The sequence below is a fragment of the Lentzea pudingi genome, from assembly GCF_014646255.1.
In the GTDB taxonomy this organism is placed as follows: Bacteria; Actinomycetota; Actinomycetes; order Mycobacteriales; family Pseudonocardiaceae; genus Lentzea; species Lentzea pudingi.
Genome location: NZ_BMNC01000001.1, coordinates 140,280 through 159,679 on the forward strand (window position 1 = coordinate 140,280; position 19,400 = coordinate 159,679).

General features: G+C 70.7%; 14 protein-coding genes. 3 read left to right on the plus strand and 11 right to left on the minus strand.

The window, feature by feature from the left end; all coding sequences use genetic code 11:
• Nucleotides 1-37 precede the first annotated feature (37 nt).
• Complete coding sequence (locus IEY88_RS00705; RefSeq protein ID WP_229692972.1) at nt 38-1,012, plus strand: ROK family transcriptional regulator; 975 nt, start codon at nt 38-40, stop codon at nt 1,010-1,012.
• Nucleotides 1,013-1,060: 48 nt separating this feature from the next.
• On the opposite strand, the gene IEY88_RS00710 is transcribed toward IEY88_RS00705, so the two are convergent.
• The 11 genes from IEY88_RS00710 to IEY88_RS00765 form a co-directional block, all read right to left on the minus strand.
• Nucleotides 1,061-2,065 carry a methyltransferase gene (locus IEY88_RS00710; protein ID WP_189152587.1) on the minus strand — a complete coding sequence of 335 codons (1,005 nt, stop codon included), beginning with the start codon at nt 2,063-2,065 and terminating at the stop codon, nt 1,061-1,063.
• Nucleotides 2,066-2,075: 10 nt separating this feature from the next.
• Nucleotides 2,076-4,850 (minus strand): cytochrome P450, encoded by a 2,775-nt coding sequence (locus tag IEY88_RS45250; protein WP_308425947.1) that lies wholly within the window; start codon nt 4,848-4,850, stop codon nt 2,076-2,078.
• 66 nt (nt 4,851-4,916) lie between these two features.
• Nucleotides 4,917-5,750 (minus strand): SAM-dependent methyltransferase, encoded by an 834-nt coding sequence (locus tag IEY88_RS00725; protein ID WP_189152588.1) that lies wholly within the window; start codon nt 5,748-5,750, stop codon nt 4,917-4,919.
• Nucleotides 5,751-5,770: 20 nt separating this feature from the next.
• Complete coding sequence (locus IEY88_RS00730; RefSeq protein ID WP_189152589.1) at nt 5,771-6,385, minus strand: dTDP-4-dehydrorhamnose 3,5-epimerase family protein; 615 nt, start codon at nt 6,383-6,385, stop codon at nt 5,771-5,773.
• A 16-nt stretch (nt 6,386-6,401) separates the two neighbouring features.
• Nucleotides 6,402-7,511: a DegT/DnrJ/EryC1/StrS family aminotransferase gene (locus IEY88_RS00735; protein WP_189152590.1), complete on the minus strand. Its 1,110-nt coding sequence runs from the start codon at nt 7,509-7,511 to the stop codon at nt 6,402-6,404.
• Nucleotides 7,508-8,449, minus strand: coding sequence for an NAD-dependent epimerase/dehydratase family protein (locus IEY88_RS00740; protein ID WP_189152591.1), 942 nt, complete (start codon nt 8,447-8,449; stop codon nt 7,508-7,510). The genes IEY88_RS00735 and IEY88_RS00740 overlap by 4 nt, the downstream gene beginning before the upstream one ends.
• The gene (locus IEY88_RS00745) at nt 8,449-9,864 is read right to left on the minus strand and encodes an NDP-hexose 2,3-dehydratase family protein (protein WP_189152592.1); all 1,416 of its coding nucleotides are present in this window, start codon (nt 9,862-9,864) and stop codon (nt 8,449-8,451) included. Before IEY88_RS00745 ends, IEY88_RS00740 begins: the two co-directional genes overlap by 1 nt.
• A 15-nt stretch (nt 9,865-9,879) precedes the next feature.
• The gene (locus IEY88_RS00750; protein ID WP_189152593.1) at nt 9,880-10,689 is read right to left on the minus strand and encodes an SAM-dependent methyltransferase; all 810 of its coding nucleotides are present in this window, start codon (nt 10,687-10,689) and stop codon (nt 9,880-9,882) included.
• Nucleotides 10,686-11,891, minus strand: coding sequence for a cytochrome P450 (locus IEY88_RS00755; RefSeq protein WP_189152594.1), 1,206 nt, complete (start codon nt 11,889-11,891; stop codon nt 10,686-10,688). The genes IEY88_RS00750 and IEY88_RS00755 overlap by 4 nt, the downstream gene beginning before the upstream one ends.
• A gap of 1 nt (nt 11,892) precedes the next feature.
• Complete coding sequence (locus IEY88_RS00760) at nt 11,893-14,964, minus strand: ferritin-like domain-containing protein (RefSeq protein WP_189152595.1); 3,072 nt, start codon at nt 14,962-14,964, stop codon at nt 11,893-11,895.
• Nucleotides 14,961-16,451, minus strand: a complete 1,491-nt coding sequence (locus IEY88_RS00765; RefSeq protein ID WP_229692973.1) for a flavin monoamine oxidase family protein — start codon at nt 16,449-16,451, stop codon at nt 14,961-14,963. Before IEY88_RS00765 ends, IEY88_RS00760 begins: the two co-directional genes overlap by 4 nt.
• A 339-nt stretch (nt 16,452-16,790) precedes the next feature.
• Between IEY88_RS00765 and IEY88_RS00770 the strand changes: the two genes are divergently transcribed.
• Complete coding sequence (locus IEY88_RS00770; protein ID WP_189153469.1) at nt 16,791-18,092, plus strand: glycosyltransferase; 1,302 nt, start codon at nt 16,791-16,793, stop codon at nt 18,090-18,092.
• Nucleotides 18,089-19,312 (plus strand): cytochrome P450, encoded by a 1,224-nt coding sequence (locus IEY88_RS00775; protein ID WP_229692974.1) that lies wholly within the window; start codon nt 18,089-18,091, stop codon nt 19,310-19,312. Before IEY88_RS00770 ends, IEY88_RS00775 begins: the two co-directional genes overlap by 4 nt.
• Nucleotides 19,313-19,400: the final 88 nt, after the last annotated feature.

Consider the following 19,400-nt stretch of genomic DNA (forward strand, 5'->3'; position numbering starts at 1 on the left):
CTTCCGATTAAAGCAACGCTGTTGAATAATTGCGACCGTGGACCTCACCTCGCTCCGCTCGCACAACGACAGGACAGTGCTCAGGCTCGTCCGTTCCGGGGCGCTGAGCAGGGCTTCCCTCGCGGAAGAGGCCGGACTGACCCCGCAGGCGATCTCGAAGATCGTGGCGCGGCTCATGTCGGCCGGCCTGCTGGAGGAGACCGGGGCCGTGCGCGACGGCGGCCGCGGCAAGCCCCGGATGGCGTTGCGGCTCGCGGCCGGCGGGGCGTGCGCGTACGGCGCCTACGTCGACCGCGACGAGCTGCGCGTGGTCGAGCTCGACCTGACCGGCGAGGTGGTGTCGGCCTCGGTCGTGCCGCTGCCCCCGATGTTCACGCCGGACGACGTGCTCGCCGCCCTGGAGCCGCTGGTCGGGGCGGGGGAGAAGGTGCTCGGGCTCGGCATCGGCATCGCCGGCCCGCTGGAGCACCGCGGCGGGGTGGTGTCGCCGCACGGGTTGCCGGGCTGGTCCTCGGTGCCGTTGAAGGCGCTGGCCGAGGACCGGCTCGGGCTCCCGGTCGTCGTGGACAAGGACACCAACGCCGCCGTGCTCGCCGAGGCGTGGCGCAGACCGCTCCAGGACGCGGCGCTCGTGTTCGTGGGCACCGGTCTGGGCGTGGGACTGCTCCTCGGAGGAGAAGTGCATCGCGGCGCACGGTCGGGCGCGGGCGAGTTCGGGCACACCACGATCCAGCTGGACGGCCCGCTGTGCGTCTGCGGACGGCGCGGGTGCGTCGAGGCCGTGCACGCGGCCGCCACCGGGGTCGAGGCGGCACGCGTGCTCGGCGCGGCGGTGGCGAACCTCGTGCAACTGCTGGACCTCGATCAGATCGTCCTGAGTGGACGGAGGGTGCTCCAGTCGCCCGACCTCTACCTCCGGGCGATGCCGGACGTGGACGTGAGCGTCACGTCCTACGGTCCCGACCTGGTGCCCGTCGGCGCGGGGCTGCTGGTGCTGGGCGAGTTGTTCTGACGGGTGGGGACGTCGGCGGGTGGGACGCACGGCCGACGTTCCCACCCGCTAGCGGGCCACGGCTTCGAACAGGTGCAGCGAGCCGGTCGCCGTCGAACCGCGGTACTCGAGCCCCGCTCGTTCGAACAGGCTCGCGTACTCGGCCTCCGTGCGTTCCTGACTGCCGAACAGCACGAACATCCCCATGTCGGCCATCGCGGTGTAGGCGTCGGGCGTCTTCTCCAGCAACACCTCGACCACGACGACCCGGGAACCCGGTCGTGCGGCCCCCGCGCAGGACTTCAGGATGCGCACGCAGTCGTCGTCGCCCCAGTTGTGCAGGATGAACCGCAGCAGGTACAGGTCGGCGCCCTCGGGAACGGACTCCAGCGCGTTCCCGGCGACGGTCTCGCACCGCGACGCCAGCGGGTCGCTGACGAGCTCGGGCAGAGCGTCCGCGATGACCCCTTCGACGTCGAACAGCACCCCGTTCAGCTCCGGCGCGGCGCGCAGGACGTCGCGCAGCAACGTGCCGCGGCCGCCGCCGACGTCGACCACCAGTCCCGTCGAGGGCAGGCCCAGCGCGGCGACCACGTCCCCGTTGTCCTCTTCGGTGGCGTTGCTCATGGCCTGGTGGAAGTCCGCGGCGCGTTCGGGTTCGTGCTCGCTGAGGTAGCTGTAGAAGTCGGTGCCGTGCACGACCTGGAACGGGCCGCGGCCTTCCCGCGCGGCGGCGGCGAGGTTGCTCCACGCCTGCCAGTTGGCGTCGGCCTTCAGGTCCTGCGTGAGGATGCGGCCCACCGGGTGCGTCGAGCACATCGTCCGTGAGAGCGCCGTGTGTGCGTACCGGCCGTCCTCCGCCAGCGTGAACACGCCGAAACTCGTGAGGGCTGCCAGCAGCCTGCTCAGCACTCCGGGATCGGTGCCGGTGCGGGCGGCCAGGTCCGGCACGGACAGCGGGTCGTCCTCCAGCGTGTCCGCCAGGTCGAGGAGCACCGCCGCCCGCAGCAGGTGGGCGGCGCGCAGCAGCACCAGCATCTGGCTCACCGAGTCGTCCGGTCCTTCGTGGTCCATCTCGTTCCTCCTAGGCGGGCGACAGCACGACGGGCAGGGCGCTGATGCGGCGGATGATCCAGTCGGACTCCCACCGCACCTCGCTCGTCGTGCTCAGGCGGGCGTGCGGGAAGCGGGTGAGGAACGCGCCGAGGGCGATCCTGGCCTCCAGCCGGGCCAGGGGCGCGCCGAGGCACAGGTGCCGGCCGAGACCGAAGCTGACGTTGTCGCCCCCGGTCCCGGGCGCGAACTCGTCCCCGGCGGTGCGGTGCGGACAGCGGTTGGCCGAGGCGAGGTTCACCTGCACCGGCGCGCTCTTCGGGATCAGGTAGCCGCCCAGTTCGACGTCCTCGGTGGCGAACCGCCAGGTCGCGTGCGGCAGCGGCGGCTGCACGCGCAGGGTCTCCTCGACCCAGTCGCTGATCTCGGTGTCGGTGCGGGGACGTTCGGCGGGCGGCCGGCGCAGCGCCTCGTGGATGGAGGAGGCGATCAGGCTCGCCGTCGACTCGTAGCCCGCCATGATCAGGCCCGTCGTCCACGTCACGACCTCGTTGAGGCTGACCGAGTCCTCGGCCCGCGCCGCCAGCAGGTCGGTGACGAACCCCTGCTCCAGCACGTTCCCCTCGGCGGCCCACCGCGCGACCGTGCCGGCGAGTCCGCCCACCCCGGCGGCGCGCTCGTCCTGGTCCTGCGAGTAGATGATGTCGTCGGTGACCTCGCGCAGCGCGGGCCTCAGGTGCGGTGGCACGCCGATCAGCTCGCTGAAGAACCCCAGCGGCAGCGGGAAGGTGAAGCGGTCGACGAGGTTGATCTCGCCTTCCTCCGCCGCGAGGTCGTCGAGCAGCCCGTCGGCGAGCTTCGTGATCCGTTCTCCCCACTCGCCGAGTTTGCGGGGCGTGAAGAACTTCGCGTGCAGGCGCCGGATCCGGGTGTGCTCCGCGCCCTCGCTCATCACCATGGCCTTGGCGACCTCGGCGCGGGGCTGGGCGCCGAGCATCGCGCCGGGGATCCGCATCCACTCCGGTGCGAGCGCCATGTCCTTGCTGAGCCGGGGGTCCAGCAACGCGGCGCGGGCGAGGTCCGGGTCGCACACCACCCAGTTCGTGCCGCCGAAGTAGTCGACGGTGACGACCGGCGCGACCCGGCCCGCCGCCAGCACCGCGGGCAGCGAGTCGACGGAGGCGGGCGTCGTGGGCATCTCGGCCAGGGGTGCCCGCAGCGCGGCTCCGCGCACCGTGTCGGCGAGCGTCGCCGGGTCGTCCGGAAGCGCGTCACCCCGCCACGCCACGTGGCCGTCCGGGCGGACCAGGACGAAGGTGCGGTCGTAGAGCTTGGCCAGTTCGTCGTCGTCGCTGTGGTGCACGCTCAGGGGCACACCGCGTTCGGCGAACGCGGCCTCGAAACGCGCGAGCCGGTCGTCCGCGCCGAACCGGAGCAGGACGAAGCCGAGCCCGAAGAGGTCCAAAGTGGACGTCGTGGCGTCCCACCACGCGTGCGCCGCCCGCCTGCCCGGTTCGCCGCCGGGCCGCCACGCCGCGTCCACGGTGATGTCCTTCGACTGACCGGGGTCGTCGACGATCACCGGCGAGCGGGAGCGGAGTCCGAAGTGGATCTCCGGAGCGTCGAACTCGCGGTGCGCGCCGCTCGACGCGAGCCGTTCGGCCATGGCCCTGCGGGCTTCCTCGCCGTCGGGGCCGTCGAGGTCGATCTCCTGCGGGACCTCGCGCTCCATCGTGCGCCGCAGGTTCGTGTTGGCCTCGCGCAGGCTCTCCTCGGCGATCGGCCGGCGTTCTGCCTCGTAGCTGTCGAGCAGGCCCGGACCGGCCCAGCCGTCGAGGGTGGCGGCGATCTTCCAGCCCAGGTCAGCCGCGTCGGCGATGCCTGTGTTGAGGCCGAAACCGCCGGAGGGGGACAGGGTGTGCGCGGCGTCGCCCGCGAGGAACACGCGGCCGTGCCGGTAGCGGTCGGCGACGCGGTGGGTGAGGTGCCAGTCGCCGTCGCTCAGCACCTCGATCGGCGTCTCGAACGCGATCGCGTCGCGGATCAACGAGAGCGCGTCGGCTCGTTCCGCGTGCTCGTCCTCGACGCCGACGACCATGTTGAACAACGCGTCGCCGTCCAGGGACCGCAACGGGAAGCGCAGCACCGGCGAGCGGACGAGGAAGTGCACCAGCGCGGTGTCGTCGCCGAGCCGGGCCCGCAGTTCCGGGGCGCGGAACAGGACGTTGCGGAAGATCTGGGGCTGGAACCGCGCGGGGGAGTCGATGCCGCACGCCTGCCGGATCGGGGACGACGCGCCGTCGCACGCGACCAGGTACCGCGCCCGGACCTCCTTCCGCGCACCGGTGTCCAGATCGGTGAGCACGGCGTGCACGTGGTCGCCGGTCTGCGTCACGTCGCTGAGCGAGGTCCGCAGCCGCAACGGTGCGCCGGTCGCCCTGGCCAGCACGGGGTTGAGCCAGTGCGCCGGGCAGATCTGGTCGGGTTCCGGGGTGTGCTGGAAGACCGGGCGGTCCGCGGCCGTGCCCCGCCGGTAGCGGTGCAGCTCGTGACCGCCGATCTTGGTCACCCAGGCGATGTCCAGCGGGTGGTCCGACGGCCAGCCCGCGTCGCGGATCGCGTCCGCGATTCCCCAGCGCCGGAACAGTTCCATCGAACGCGGACCGATCGTGCTCACCTTGGGGTGGCGGACGGTGCCGTCACCGGCCTCGGCCACCACGCAGCTGATCCCGCGGTACGTCAGGTCGATCGCCAGCGCCATCCCGACCGGGCCACCACCCGCGACCAGCACGTCGGTCTGTTCCATCGTGTCCGCGCCTTTCGTTGCAGGAGAGGGCAGGGCGGCCGGGGCCGCCCTGCCGGGTCGGTGCGTTCAGGGACGGACCGCGACGGCCAGCAGGCAGCCGAAGTCGTCGGCGCCGGTCAGGTCACCCGGCTTGAAGGCGTCCTCGTCGAACGCGAAGTTGCCCTCGTCCATCGCCACGGGCCGGTCCTCGAAGCCGCCCAGCTTCTCGATCTCGTCCGCGAGGCGCAGCGTGCTCTGCTCGGTGATGTCGAGGATGCTGTGCAGCCGCAGGCCCGCCCGGTGCAGCATCGGCACGTAGTCGTCGATGTCGGCCGTGGTGCACATGAGGTCGCGGCAGAACTTGTCGATGCCGGGGCTGCGGACCTCCTTGTGCGGGTAGCGGTCGAAGATGTCGGTCAGCACGACCCGGCCGCCGGGCTTGAGGACGCGGAAGATCTCGCGGAAGACCCGGTCCCGGTCGGGGATGTGGCAGATCGACTCCAGCGCCATCACCGCGTCGAACGAGCCGTCGCGGAACGGCAGGTCCAGCGCGTCGGCGTGCTCGAAGACCGCCCTGGCGGCGAGGCCCCTCTCGGCGCTGAGCTTGTTGGCGGTCTTGACCTGCTCCGCACTGATGCTCACGCCGGTGACCCGCGCACCGGTCTTCCCCGCGAGCCGCAGGCCGGGACCACCGACACCGCAGCCCAGGTCGAGCACGTGGGACGACTCGCCGACCTGGAGGTGCTCGATGAACACGTCCGTGAGCCGGTCCATCGCCTCGTCGATCGTGGCCGTGGAGTCGGGCGAGTCCCAGTAACCGATGTGCACGTTGGTGTTGAAGCTGCCGTCGCGCATCGCGCTCAGGGTCAGCTTGTCGTAGAGCGCGCCGACTTCGTGCGGCTGCGGGAGGGTCTGGGTCATGACTGGCTTTCTCCTGGGTGTCAGAGGGAGACGGGCTGCGTGAGGTCCTGCTCGATCCGCCGGCAGAGTTCGTAGTCGGGCAGCAGGCCCTCGGCCTTCGCCTGGGCTAGGCGGATCGCCACACCGTCCCTTTCGGACAGGATCGGCGGGACGTCCTTCGGGACGGGCAGTCCGAGGGCCGGGTCGAGGACGTCGAGGGCGAGCTCGTTGGCCGCCACGTAGCTGCTCGACACCATGTACGACATCACGGTGTTGTCCTCGAGAGCGATGAACGCGTGCCCCACGCCGACCGGGAAGTACAGGGTGCGGTGGTGGTTCTGGTCCATCAGCACCGAGTCCCACCGGCCGAACGTCGGCGAGCCCACCCGGATGTCGACGACGATGTCGATCGCCGCGCCGGCCGCGCAGTAGACGTACTTCGCACAGCCGGGGGGAGTCGTCGTGTAGTGGATGCCCCGGACCACCCCGCGGGCCGACACGCTGTGGTTCGTCTGCCGCACCGGGAAGAGCGGGGCGCCGTGCGCCTGGGCGAACGCGGACTCCTGGAACGGGGAGAGGAACCGGCCCCGTTCGTCGCCGAACACCTGCGGGGTGAACTCCAGCGCGCCTTCGACTGCGAGCGTGCGGACTTTCATGGGGGCTCCTGCGATCTCAGAGCGTGGCCAGGACCTGGCGCAGCGCGTGGATGACCTTGTCCTGCAGGTCCGGGGACAGCGACGGGTACATCGGCAGCGAGAAGATCTCGCCGGCCAGGGCCTCGGTGACGGGCAACGAGCCGGTGCGTTCGGCGAGGTGGGCGAAGCCGCTCATCGTGTGCACGGGCCACGGGTAGCTGATGTTCAGGTGGATGTCGTACGACTTGAGGCGTTCGATGATCTCGTCGCGCTTCGGATGCCTCACGACGTAGACGTAGTAGACGTGCTCGTTGCCGTCGTTCGTCGTGGGCAGCCTGAGGTCGGTGTCCTGCAAGCCTTCCTCGTACCGGCGTGCCACGGCCTGCCGTCCGGCGACGTAGGTGTCGAGCCGGGTCAGCTTGCGCCGCAGGATCTCCGCCTGGACCTCGTCGAGGCGGCTGTTGTGCGCCGGCGTCTGGACCGTGTAGTAGATCTTGTCCATGCCGTAGTAGCGCAGCCTCCGCAGCTGGGCGGCCACGGTGTCGTGCGGGGTCAGCACCGCGCCGCCGTCGCCGTACGCGCCGAGGACCTTGGTGGGGTAGAAGGAGAACGCCGCCACGTCACCGGCCGAGCCGGCGATCCTGCCGTGCTGACGGGCGCCGTGCGCCTGCGCGCAGTCCTCCAGCACGCTCAGGCCGTGCTTGTCCGCGATCGCCTTCACCGCGGCCATGTCCACGCACTGCCCGTAGAGGTGCACGGGCACGATGCACCGGGTGCGCTCGGTGATCTTCGCTTCGACCTGCGTGGTGTCCATGAGGAAGTCCTCCTCGCGGACGTCGACGAACACCGGCGTGGCGCCCGCGTTGTGGATCGCGATCACGGTCGGCGCCGCGGTGTTCGACACCGTGATCACCTCGTCGCCCGGGCCGACGCCGAGCGCCTGGAGGCCGAGGGTGATCGCGTTCGTGCCGTTGTCGACGCCGACGCAGTGCGCGAGGCCGTGGTAGGCGGCGAACTCCTCCTCGAACCCCTGCACGCTCGCGCCGAGCACGAGCTGCCCGGAGTTGAACACCTTCTCGACGGCGTCGAGGATGTCGGCCCGTTCGTTCTGGTACTCGAGCAGGTAGTCCCACACGCGCGTGGTCATGGGCGAGCCTTTCGGGCGAGAGCTGCGACGGTTCGGTGGATCCCTTCCCCCAGCGGGATCTCCGGGCGCCAGCCGGTGACGGCACGGAACGCCGAGGAGTCGATCGTCACGCTGCGGAAGTCGGTCACGGGGGCGTGCGAGGGTGCCTGGACCGAGGTGACCTCGACCGGCGGCGCCCCGGTGTGCTCGGAGGTGATGCCGGAGATCAGCCGGAACACGTCACCGAGAGCGTCGCCCCGGCCGGCGCCGAGCAGCCAGTGCCTGCCGGCCAACGCGTCGGCGTGTTCCAGAGCGGCGGCGAACGCGACGGCGATGTCGTCGACGTGGACCAGATCACGACGCACCGTGCCGTCGTGCCACATCGTCAGCGGCTGGCCGTCGAGCGCCCTGTTCACCATCGCGGACACGACACCCCGGTCGTGGCCACCGCCGGGCGTGCTCTCCCCGAAGACGGTCGGCAGGCGCAGGCTGACGCCGCGCACCCGGCTTTCCCTCAGCAGCAGTCGTTCCGCGCGCAGCTTCTGCCGGTCGTACGCGGTCTCGGGCCTGTCCGGTTCGGTGCCGTTCAGCGGTTCCCGTTGCGGCACACCGACCTGGGACGCGGCACCGCCGTAGACGAGCACCACGTCGTCACCCAGCAGCTCCAGGAGATCCGCCATGACACCGACGTTCACGCGCTCCGCGGAGCCCTCCTCGGCCGCGCGCCAGCCGCCGTCGCCGAGCAGCAGGTAGACCACGGCGTCCGAGCCCTCGACCGCGTTCGCGAGCGCGTCGCGGTCGGTCAGGTCGGCGGTGACGACCTCGACCTGGGCCGGACCGGGCGGCACCTCGGCCGGTTTGCGCGCGACGGCACGCAGGTGGATCTCCTGGCGTGCCAGGGTTCTCAGCACGGCCGAGCCGATGAAGCCCGTCGCGCCGAGCACGGTCACCGTTGCCATCACACGACTCCCCGAGGCCAGGCGGAGGCGGCGTTCAGGCACGCCAGCAGCGTGCGCGCCTCCACGTTGAGGTAATGGCCGTGCCGCGCCAGCGTGGTGAGCTGCGCGGGCGTCGCCCAGACGAAGCCGCGCGGTGGTTCGGAAGGCACCTGCGCGTCGGCCTCGACGATCAGGTAGCGGCACCGGGTGTTCAGGAACCGGCCGCCCTCCTCGGAATGCACGGCCTCGTAACGGATGCGCTCACCGGCCTGGAGCACCACGTCGAGGAACGCGGGACGCTGAGAGGCAGGGAGGTGCTCGTAGTTGCGCGGCGTGCACTGCACGGTGGGCGCCAGCTCGACGGTGTCGAGGAAGCCGCCGTCGGCGCGGGCGTGCACCAGCACGTGCCGCACACCACCGAAATCACGCACCAGGAACGCCGAGACACCCATGTCGACCGACTCCAGCAACGGCTGGGTCCAGCTGACCCGCTCCCGGTTGCTGCCCCGCACGGCGACGGCCACGACCTTGAAGTACCGGCCGTCCTCGTGCTCGACGGCGTCGGGCCCGCGCTTCCAGCCCTCCACCGACGCCAGCGGGATGCGCGTGGTCCGCACGTCGTGGCGCGCCCGTTCGCCGGTGAACCACGACAGCAGCTGGACGTCCGAGTGCAACGCGCCGGGATTCGGGTCGTAGTAGGGAAGACAGGACAGAACGCTGCGCGCGTTCATGTTCACCGTCTCGTCCTCGTGCAGCAGCTCCGCGATCTGCCCGAGCGTGAGCCAGCGGAAGTCCTCGTCCTGAGCGATGTCCGCGCTCGTCTCGACGATCATGTTGCGGTTGGACTTGCGGAAGAACCACGAACCCTGCTCGGCCTGCAGGACGTCCACGACGACCTGCTCGCGGTCGAGGTCCGCGAAGTGCTCCAGCAGCTTCACGCTCGACCCGCCGTGCGCGCCGGTGTAGTTGCTGCGGGTCGCCTGGACGGTGGGGGAGAGCTGCACCAGGTTCGGGTTGCCGGGCTCCATCTTGGCCTGCATCAGGAAGTGCAGGACGCCGTCGATCTCCTTGCACAGGATGCCCAGGATGCCGACCTCGGGCTGCCTGATGACCGGCTGCTGCCACTCGCGGTAGGGGCCGTCGCCGTGCGGGCCGTCGTGTTCGACCACGTGCAGGCCCTCGATCGTGAAGAATCGGCCGCTGGCGTGCGCGAGGTCGCCGGTGGACGGCACGAAGTGCCACTGGTCGAGGTCGGCGAACGGGACGCGTTCGACGGTGAGGACGTTGGCGTGGCGCCGTTGCGCGAGCCAGGCCCGGACGTCCTCGGTGCGCATGTGCGCGCCCTGGCGGGTCGCGGCGGACAGGGCGATGCGGTGCAGGTGGGAGGCGTTCCCGCGGGTGCGCAGGGTCGTGGGCGGGTTGAGCTGGGCCGTCATGGCGAGCACTCCCCTCTACGGCCGCTGCGCGGTGATCAGGACGTAGCCGCTGCTCGGGTTCTCCCCGAACGCCGCCATGAGCTCGGCCGCCGTGATGATGTCCGCGGCGGCGAAGGGCGGTGCCGTGTCGGCGATCCGCCGGAACGCCTCGGCCGCCTGCGCGTAGCTGGGCCGCACGTTCTCACCGATGTCGAGCAGCTCCACCAGGTCCCAGCCGGCCTTCTCCAGACCCGCCCGGTGCTCCTGCTCCGAGTTGATCCCGGCGATCTCCAGCGTGCGGACCATCCCGGCCAGCACCGCCTCGCCCGCACCGGTGAACGGCTCGCGCTGGCACAGGTCCGCGACGACCAGCCGTCCGCCGGGCCGGACGAACCGGCGCAACCGCGCCAGAGCCGCCGCCTGGTCGGACAGGTGCAGCAACGACTCGATCGCGAAGACGGCGTCGAACGTGCCGAGGTCGTCGGGCAGGGAGGCGGCGTCCGCGAGCCGGAACGCGACGCGCTCGGAGCCCGCCGCGAGCTCGGTCGCGCGGTCCACCTCCTGCTGCGACACCGTGATGCCGGTGACGTGCACGTCGTGGGTCTCGGCGATGCGCATGGCCGGAAAACCGTTGCCACAGCCCACGTCGAGCACTCGGTCACCGGGGCGCAGGGCGAGTCGTTCGGCCACCAGGTCGGTGAGCCGGTCGGTCGCCGCCGCCATCGGCACGTGCTCGGCGCCCGAGTCCCAGTAGCCGGCGTGGATGTTGCCGCCCAGTGCCTCGGTCGTACCGGCCTGCGCGAACTGGTCGTACTTGCCGCCGACGGCGTCGGTCTGCGATGTCACGGGTGCGTCCCTTCCAGGCTGTCGGTCAGGTCGAGCAGGAGTCGTGCCGGGCCGTGGAAGACCATGTCGGCGGCGTACTCGACGTGGCAGGCCGCGCGTTCCCAGCCGCGCGGGCCGTCCAGCAGCGCGCGCAGGCCGATCTCCAGCTCGGCGCGGGCGAGGGTCGCGCCGAGGCAGTAGTGGATGCCGATGCCGAACCCGAGGTGCCGGTCCGCGGGCCGGTGCACGTCCACGACGTCCGGGCGGGGGAAGCGGGCCGGGTCCCTGTTCGCCGAGCCGAGCAACGCGATCACGCGGCTGCCGGCCGGGATGGCGGTACCGCCGACGACCGCGTCCTGCCGGGCCCAGCGCGTCACCGCCTGCACCGGCGGGTCGTAGCGGAGCAGCTCCTCCACGGCGGTGGGCACGAGGTCCGGGTGGTCGCGCAGGTCGGCGACCAGCTCGGGGTGTGCGCGCAAGATCAGCGCTGCCTTGGCCAGCGAGTTGGTCGTGGTCTCGTGTCCCGCGGTCAGGAGATGGACGCAGGTACCGACGATGCGTTCAGTGCTGAGCGGGATGCCGGCCATCAACGCGATCAGGTCGCGCTCACCCGGCAACCGTTGCTCTGCCTGGTCTCGGAAGTAGGCGTCGAGCTCGCGTGCGGCGTCCTCGGCGTCGATGAACCGCGACGAACCCGTGCGGGTGCTGCTGGCTCCCTGCAACGCCACCGCGAGGTCGCGCAGCTGTTCGTGGTCCTGTGCCGGAACCCCGAGGAGCTCGCAGATCACCATGATCGGGAACGGCGCCGCGAAGCCGCCGACGAGGTCCGCCTCGCCTGCCAGCCGGGAGAGCAGGTCGTGGGCGATGCGGGCGATGCGGGGGCGCAGCGCGGTGACGACGCCGGCCGAGAACTCCTTCTGCAGCGCCGAACGCAGCCGCGTGTGCTCGGGCGGGTCGAGGAAGACCAGCCAGTTCTCCACGACGGTGCGCAGCACGGCGAACTCCGGCGGCACCGGCAGCGAGACCGGAATACCGTCCTCGGTGGAGCGTGCCACCCGGCCGAAGTCGCGGTCGGACAGCACCTTCACCACGTCGTCGTAGCCGAAGACGTAGAACGCGTCCGCGCCTTCGTGCACGGACCGGGCTTCGCGGTACCGGCGGTAGACCGGGTACGGGTCGGCGATGTCGTCCATCGGCCAGCCCTGCAGGCTGAACGGCGTCATGTCACCTCCCTGCCTGTGCACGGAAGTAATCCGCCCAGAACGTGCTCAGCTCGCCCACCCGTGCGGGCACCAGGGCGCACTTGGCGCACTGGGCGGCGATCTCGTCCAGCCGCAACGCGATCGCCCGCCGCGCCACGTCCGGTCGCGGGATGGTGGCGGGCACCTCGGACAGTTCGAACGAGGGCCCGGCTGTCGTGCCCCGACGGCCGGACGGCAGCGTCACCAGCAGTTCGGCCAGCGGGCGCATCAGCCCGGCCATGATGTCGATGGCCGCGTTCATCAGGTCCGAGCGGCGCAGGCTCGCGTCCGGGCGTTCGCCGAAGTGCTGGGCCATGAGCTGCAACGCCATGGAGTACGACTCGTTGAAGATCTGCATGACCGTGCGGGCGTCCGGATCCGTGATCGTCTCGGCGGCCGGGCTCGCCGGGTTCAGCGACGGGTTGCGGGCGACCGGGTACGCGGGGTTCCACAGCTCGCCGTGCGGGCCCGTCACCGGCGCCTTGCGCAGCAGCTCGCCGATCAGCAGGAACGACGTGTAGTGCGAGTCCTCGACGGCGTCGGGGTCCAGCACCCCGCCCTCGCCCTGCTCGGTGATCACGTCGATCGCGTACAGGGCGCTCGGGAGGTCGTCGACCTCCAGCTGGTAGTCGGGGTGCTCGTGGTTGATCGACTCGCGCAGGAACAGGTGGTGCTCGCCGCCGCCTCGGCCCTTGTCGACCAGGAACAGGTCCGGGATCTGCTGCAGGGCCTCGCGGATGTCGGCGTACAGCTCGCTCAACGACGCGTAGCCGTGGTCCTGACGATCCGGCGGAGTCTCACCGTCACGTGGCCGCAGATCGCTGACCTGGTGCTCCGGCTTCTCGATCTGGGTGAAGCGCTCGACACTGCCCAGACCCAGCCGTTCCAGCGCGAAGTCCAGCGGCACGGGCAGTTCGTGGTTGATGGTGCCGAAGTCGGCCATCGGCACGTGGAACGGCTCGCCCAGCGCCATGATGACGTTGTTGACCAGCAGGAAGTGGATCATCTCTTCGCGGGCGATGCCGAGCAGCATGCTCCGGATGCCCTCGTCGAGCGTCTCGCCGCCGTCACCGCAGGCGAGCTGGAGCTGTTCGGGCGTCCACAGACCCAGCCGCACGTACTCCGCCCCGGCACCGTAGGTCGGCACCGAGTAGGCCGCGTAGAGGTACTGGAGCATGACGGCCAGTTCGATGAGCGCTGCTTCGCGGAGCACCTCGACCAACCGGCCGCGCGTCGCGATCCGGTTGCGCACGGGCACGGTCGTCTCGGCCGGCAGCAGCAGGTGGTCGGGGACCTGTTGTCCTCTGAGGAACTTCAGCAGCAGCCGCGCCTTCGGCTCGGAGAGGTCCCTGGTCGGCGGCATGTAGTAGGTCTTGGACTTGTTCTGCGGGTCGCACATCTGCCAGATCAGCTTGGCGTAGGTCTCGGTGCGGCTGCGGTTCGCGAGGCTGAACACCTCCTTGTCCATGAAGGAGAAGAGGTGTTCGTAGTAGGCGAAGACCTCGCGGTACACCAGGTCGTAGTCGGCGTGCTCGACCTCGTCGAGGTGCCAGGAGTCCGGCAGCACGCGCACGGTCAGATAGCCCGCGCCGGACCAGAAGCCGAGCTTGTCGTCGTTGTCGTAGTCGAGTTCGGCGGGCACGGACTCGGTCGTCAGCAGAACGCGTGCGGTTCCGGCCGTCCTGCCGCGCAGGGTGAATCGGCCGTGCCCCGTGTCGTCGGTGTGCAGCACGTCGTCCAGCGAGACGATGACGTCGGCTGGATCGAGGGGACGGGCGGCCGGGTTCGCGAACTGGCGGAGCGCGATGTCCCGCACCGCGCCGGGACGGCCCCGGACGAACGACCGCACCTCCACCTCGACGTCGTGCTCGGCGTCGCCCGCGGTCCGGGGGTGTTCGGCGAACACGCTCGCGTCGTCGACCTGGAGATTGATCTCCTGCTCCCGCAGCAGAAGCACGCCGTCGGAGGCGACCAGTCGCAGTGCGTCGGCCGCGATGTCCACTTCGGACAGCAGGCCGGGCACCGTGACCACGCCGGCGGTGAGAACCGCGTCCTCGGTGTAGGCCTCTGAGGGAATCCGGGCCACGAGCCGGTCGTCGCGGACCGTGCGCAGTTCGAGGTCCCTGGCCGCGGCCGCCGGTGCGGGCGCCGTGATCATGTTCAGGACGACGTGACCGTGCGCGGTCCCGACGGTGAGGTTGCCCAGCCGGTTGCGCGTGGTGCGGTCGGGCACGAGCAGCCTGCCGGCGGGGTACGTGCGCGGCTCGTGGGGCCGCCACGGTGCGATCGTGCCGTGCAGCCGCCACTGCGAGGGCTGGTCCGGTGCCTGCGGGGCGGATTGGCCGTCGAGCGCGAACTGCACGACGAGACCGCCCGTCCTGGACTCCCTGAGCAGCTCGGTGACCGGGGACGCGTCCGCCTCGCCTAGCCAGCGCAGGTCCTCGTCGGTGACGACGAACTGGTGCACCACCGAGCGGCCCAGCTGCCAGTGGCCGCACCCGCGACCGGTGGTGTGCCAGCGCGGCGGCGAGAACCCCTTGACCGCACCGGTCGCCATGTACCCGACGTCGTGCGACCGGCCGTCACGGCCGAAGCCGAGCTGGCCGACCATGAGCGTCGTCGTCCAGTCCGAGGCGGGGTCCACGTCGAAGATCCGCGCACGGTTGACCGTGGTCGCGAGGTACTCGTTGTAGTGCCCCCAGAAGTCGACCGCGCGGCCCACCACGGGGTCCGTGATGTCGACCTCACCCGCCACGCGCTCGGTGCTCACGACGTGCGCGTTGATCGAGAAGTGCCCGTTGCCGGCGAAGTCACGGCCCTTGGCGCCGCTGAACGCTCCGCCGGGCGTCTCGCTGCCCGAGCTGTCGTAACGGGGGCCGGTCTCGTCGAGGTGCGCGTGGTACTCGGCAGGTGGGCGGTGCACGGGGAACGGCTCGCCCTGCGCGGTGAGGGCCGTGTTCGTCGCCAGGTCCACCATGCCGTTGCGGGGTCCCGTGGGCAGGCGCGTGGAGGCGACACCGCGGAAGTGCAGCCGGGGCAGGTCGAAGACGCTCATGCGGACTTCTCCGTCTGCGGCAGCCGCCGGACGGGGATGCGCCGTTCGCACCACTCGATCTCGTGCGCCGCGTCGATCGCCGACTCGATCGCGCCCTCGATCCACGCGGGCTTCGACGAGCAGTGCTCCCCGGCGAAGAAAAGACCCTTCTGCGGCCTCGTCGCCTCCCGGCGCTGTGCCTCCCGCAACGCGGAGTCCTGCTCCCAGCGGATCGTCGCCGCGCCGAGAGACCACTGGTGCTCGCCCCACGCCTTCGTGGCGACGCCGAGGACCATGCCGGGCTTGCGCAGCTCCGGGTGCATCACGCCGAGCTCCCGCGTGATCAGCGCGATCCTCTCCTGCTCGCTGAGGGAGCTGAGCGCGTCGGCGTCGGGACCGATGCTGTAGCTGGCGAGCATCACCGCGCCGTGCGCCGGATCGCCGTCGACGGGCGGGTAGTAGGTCTGCCGGACGTGCCCGCCGGTGAACGAACCGCCGCCGCGGATGCCGTCCTCGTGCCAGAACGCCTCACGGCAGTGGAACGCGACCTTCGTGGCGGGCCAGTACTTCGTCTCGTGGATGATGTCGAGCTTCTCGTCGTCGAACCCGCTGAGACGCATCCCGCGCAGCACCGTGAACGGCACCGTGCACACCACGTAGTCGCAGGTCTTGGTGAAGGACCTGGTGCCCTGCCTCAGGTTCAGGACCACGGCCTTGTCGCGGACCTCGATCCCGGTGACCGCCTGCCCGACGGTGACGCGGCCGAGCAGGCGGGCCGCGAGGCTGCGGGGGATGAGGTCCATGCCGTCGCGCAGCCGCACGATGTCGGAGCTGGTCTCGTCCAGGACGTCGTCGAGGAAGCGCTCCAGGTGAGCCGGCACCAGCGAACGGATGCGCGGGTTGCCCGCGTAGAAGGCGTGCAGGTCGATCATCGTGCCGTTGTGGCCGCGGCGGTACGGCGTCATGTCGACCTGGTCGACGAGGTCGAGCAGGCCGACGCCGATCTCGCCGTGCATGCCGTTGTAGAACTGGCGGGGCGCGATGGCCCGGATGGTCGCGTCCAGCCAGGCGCCGAACAACAGGGTGCCGTCGCGGTAGCGGCCGGCGGGCACCCCGGAGGCGAAGTCGTTGAGCAGCACGTCGTGCGCGTCCCGCACCCGGAGGTAGCCGGACGAGCTCGGCAGGTACGCGGCGTCGTCCGAGAAGATGGTGTGGAACGGCATGACCTGGTCCTGCAGGCCCAGTTCCGCGATGTAGTGCAGGGTCAGGCGGTGCGCGGAAGGAATGCGCATCGCACCCAGCTCGGCGAACGGCCCGGCCTCGCCCGTGAAGCGGTGGGTGTGGACGCGGCCCCCGATCCGGTCACTGGCCTCGATGATCTCGACCTCGTGGCCGAGGCGCTCCAGCTCGTAGGCCGTCACCAGCCCGGCGACACCCGCGCCGATGACGGTGACCTTCTTCCGCTCACCGATGGCGTCGAGCCCGTTGACCTCTTGCAGCGTCGTCACCGCGGACTTCCTTCCGGTGCGCTAGGGGCGGGCAGGAATGGAGGGGTTTGCGTGGCCTCGTGGGAGCGATCCCACCAGGCGTCCCAGCGAGTTCGTCTCGTCCGGGCCGTGCCAGTAGCGCCATTCTTCGGGCGGTGGCGGTGCGCCCGTATCCCCCGACAGAGCCGGTCGCGAACGGCTTCGCGGGACCGTGGGAGCTAACGAGACGGGCGGAACCCGACCTTCCCCCACTCAAGTGAGCGGGGTTTGTCTCGACACGGCGGGCCCCGCCGCGAACGGGGTGATGCTGACGCGAGCCGTTCAGCGGCCACCCCCGAGTTGGAGGCGACGTTGACCCGAGTGCTGATCGCGACGACACCGGCCCCAGGTCACGTCGTCAGCCTGTTCGAGATAGCCACCGAGCTGACGCGCCGGGGTCACGAGGTGCGCTGGTACACCGGCGAGGCCTTCCGGGAGCAGGTCGAACGGACCGGCGCGATCTTCGAGCCGATGACCGAGGGACTCGACTTCGGCGGCCGCAGCCGGGAGGAGGCCTTCCCCGGGCACGCCGGACTGACCGGGTTGAAGAGCTTCAAGGTCGGTGTCCGCGACATCTTCTACCGCACCGCGCCGGGCCAGCTCGCGGACCTCCTCGCGATCCTCGACCGGTTCCCCGCGGACCGCATCCTGTCCGACGACATGTGCTACGGCGCGTGCTTCGCCAGTGAGCGCACCGGGATCCCGCTGGTCTGGCTGGCCAACTCCATCTACATCCTGGGCAGCCGCGACACCGGGCCGCTCGGCATGGGCCTGGGGCCGAGCACGAACCCGTGGAACCGCCTGCGCAACGCCGCGCTGAGGTTCCTGGGCGACCAGGTGTCGATGAGGGACCTGCGCGCGGAGGCCGACCGGGTGCGCGCGCAGGTCGGGCTGCCCCGCCTGAAGACGAGGGCGATGGAGAACATCTCCCGCCACCCCGACCTCTACCTGGTCGGATCGGTGGCGTCCTTCGAGTTCCCGCGCAGGGACCTCGCAGCGGGAACCCACTTCATCGGCGGGCTGTTCGGTGTCCCGCCCGCGAGGTTCGACCCGCCGTCGTGGTGGGACGAGCTCGCCGACGGCCGGCCTGTCGTCCTGATCACGCAGGGCACCACGGCCAACGACGTCGAACGCATGCTGGTGCCCGCCGTGCGCGCTCTCGCCGAGGAGGACGTCCTCGTCGTGCTGACCACCGGCAGCAAACTGGACGTGGAACGACTGCTTCCGTTGCCGCGCAACGTCCGGATGGAACGGTTCGTGCCGTACCACCACCTGCTGCCGCACGTGGACGTGATGATGACCAACGGCGGTTACAACGGGGTGAACGCCGCTCTCGCGCACGGGGTGCCGCTGGTCGTCGTGCCCGCCACGGAGGAAAACCCCGACGTGGCAGCGAGAGTCGAGTACGCCGGTGTCGGCGTGGTCGTGAAACCCCGTGCTGTCAGCGAGTCCAGTCTGCGTGCCGCCGTGACCACCGTGCGGGCGAACGAGCGCTACCGGCGTCGTGCCGCGCGGATCGCGGTGGACCTCAACAACAGCAACGCACCACAGCGGGCCGCCGACCTGATCGAGTCCGCTGTCGTTCACCAGGGCCAGATTCCGACCGGAGGTACCGCACGTTGAACGGGACGACGAACACGGGGCTGCAGGCCCCCGAGACGACCATGCCGATCGATCCCGGGCCGTTCGACTGCATGCCGGAGCTGCTCGCCGCCGCGCGGGTGGCCCCGGTCGTGCGGATCCCGTACCTGGGCCGGCACGCGTGGGTGGTGTGCGACCGCGAGCTCGTCAAGGTCGCGCTCGCGCATCCGAAGATGGGCAAGGACATCACGCTCGTGCCCGAGTTCATGAAGCAGCCGGGTCTGATGGTCGGCTCCCAGCCGCCGCCGGAGTACGCGCGGGCGATGATCATGAGCGACGGGGAGGACCACGCGCGGATCAGGCGCCTGCACGCGCCCGTGCTGAGCCCGCGCAACACCGAGAGGTGGGGCGAGCGGGTCAGCGTCAAGGTCGAGGGCTTCCTCGACGAGCTCGAACAGCGCGGTGTGCTGGGGGACAACGAGGTCAACGTCGTCACCGACTACACCCACAAGATCCCGCTGGCGTTCATCTCCGAGATGCTGGGGCTGCCGGAGGAGGCCGAACGGCAGCTGCGCAGCATCACCGACGTGATGCTCTACTCGTCGGACTACGAGGCCCGGACGCTGGCCGTGCGGGCGCTGTACGGGGCGGTCGAGGGCTGGGTGGCCGACCCCGCGCCGCTGCGCGACGGCGTCATCACCGGGCTCCTGGCCTCCTCCAACGGCATCGACGCCGCCGTGACCGAGGGCGAGGTGATCGTGTGGACGCTGGGCATGATCATCACGGGCTACGAGACCACGGGCAGCCTGATCTCGGCCTCGCTCTTCGAGGCGTTGCGGCGGCCGGTCGAGGAGCGGCCGAAGACCGAGGACGAGATCAAGTCGTGGATCGAGGAGGCACTGCGCGTGCACCCGCCGTTCCCGCACCCGACCTGGCGCTTCCCCCTGGAGGACATCGAGCTCGGCGGATACCTGATCCCCAAGGGCGCGCCCGTGCAGGTGAGCATCGCGGCGGCCAACCGCGAACCGGGGGAGGAGGCGGACAGCTTCGATTCCGCGCGGGGTGGACACGGCCATCTCTCGTTCGGTCTCGGCATGCATTACTGCATCGGTGCGTCCCTGGTGCGCCTGGAGGCCCAGATCGCGGTGAGCGGCTTCCTGCGGCGTTTCCCGGAAGCGCGGTTGAGCACCACCACACCGTTCGAGTGGGAATCCGAGTGGATGATCCGCCGGATGAGCGTGCTGCCCGCGACCCTGCGCTGACGGGAATGTGAACGCCAACGGTCTCGATCGCCTCGCCCGGTGAAATTTCGGTTTCGCCGGGCGGGGCGATCGTTCTGCGTGGGGCCGG

Coding starts and splice junctions, on each gene's coding strand:
- IEY88_RS00730 (WP_189152589.1), bottom strand. CDS start 6,385: ATGAAAGTCCGCACGCTCGCAGTCGAAGGCGCGCTGGAGTTCACCCCG.
- IEY88_RS00760 (WP_189152595.1), bottom strand. CDS start 14,964: ATGAGCGTCTTCGACCTGCCCCGGCTGCACTTCCGCGGTGTCGCCTCC.
- IEY88_RS00740 (WP_189152591.1), bottom strand. CDS start 8,449: ATGGCAACGGTGACCGTGCTCGGCGCGACGGGCTTCATCGGCTCGGCC.
- IEY88_RS00725 (WP_189152588.1), bottom strand. CDS start 5,750: ATGACCCAGACCCTCCCGCAGCCGCACGAAGTCGGCGCGCTCTACGAC.
- IEY88_RS45250 (WP_308425947.1), bottom strand. CDS start 4,850: ATGGAACAGACCGACGTGCTGGTCGCGGGTGGTGGCCCGGTCGGGATG.
- IEY88_RS00745 (WP_189152592.1), bottom strand. CDS start 9,864: ATGACGGCCCAGCTCAACCCGCCCACGACCCTGCGCACCCGCGGGAAC.
- IEY88_RS00735 (WP_189152590.1), bottom strand. CDS start 7,511: ATGACCACGCGCGTGTGGGACTACCTGCTCGAGTACCAGAACGAACGG.
- IEY88_RS00755 (WP_189152594.1), bottom strand. CDS start 11,891: ATGACGCCGTTCAGCCTGCAGGGCTGGCCGATGGACGACATCGCCGAC.
- IEY88_RS00710 (WP_189152587.1), bottom strand. CDS start 2,065: ATGGACCACGAAGGACCGGACGACTCGGTGAGCCAGATGCTGGTGCTG.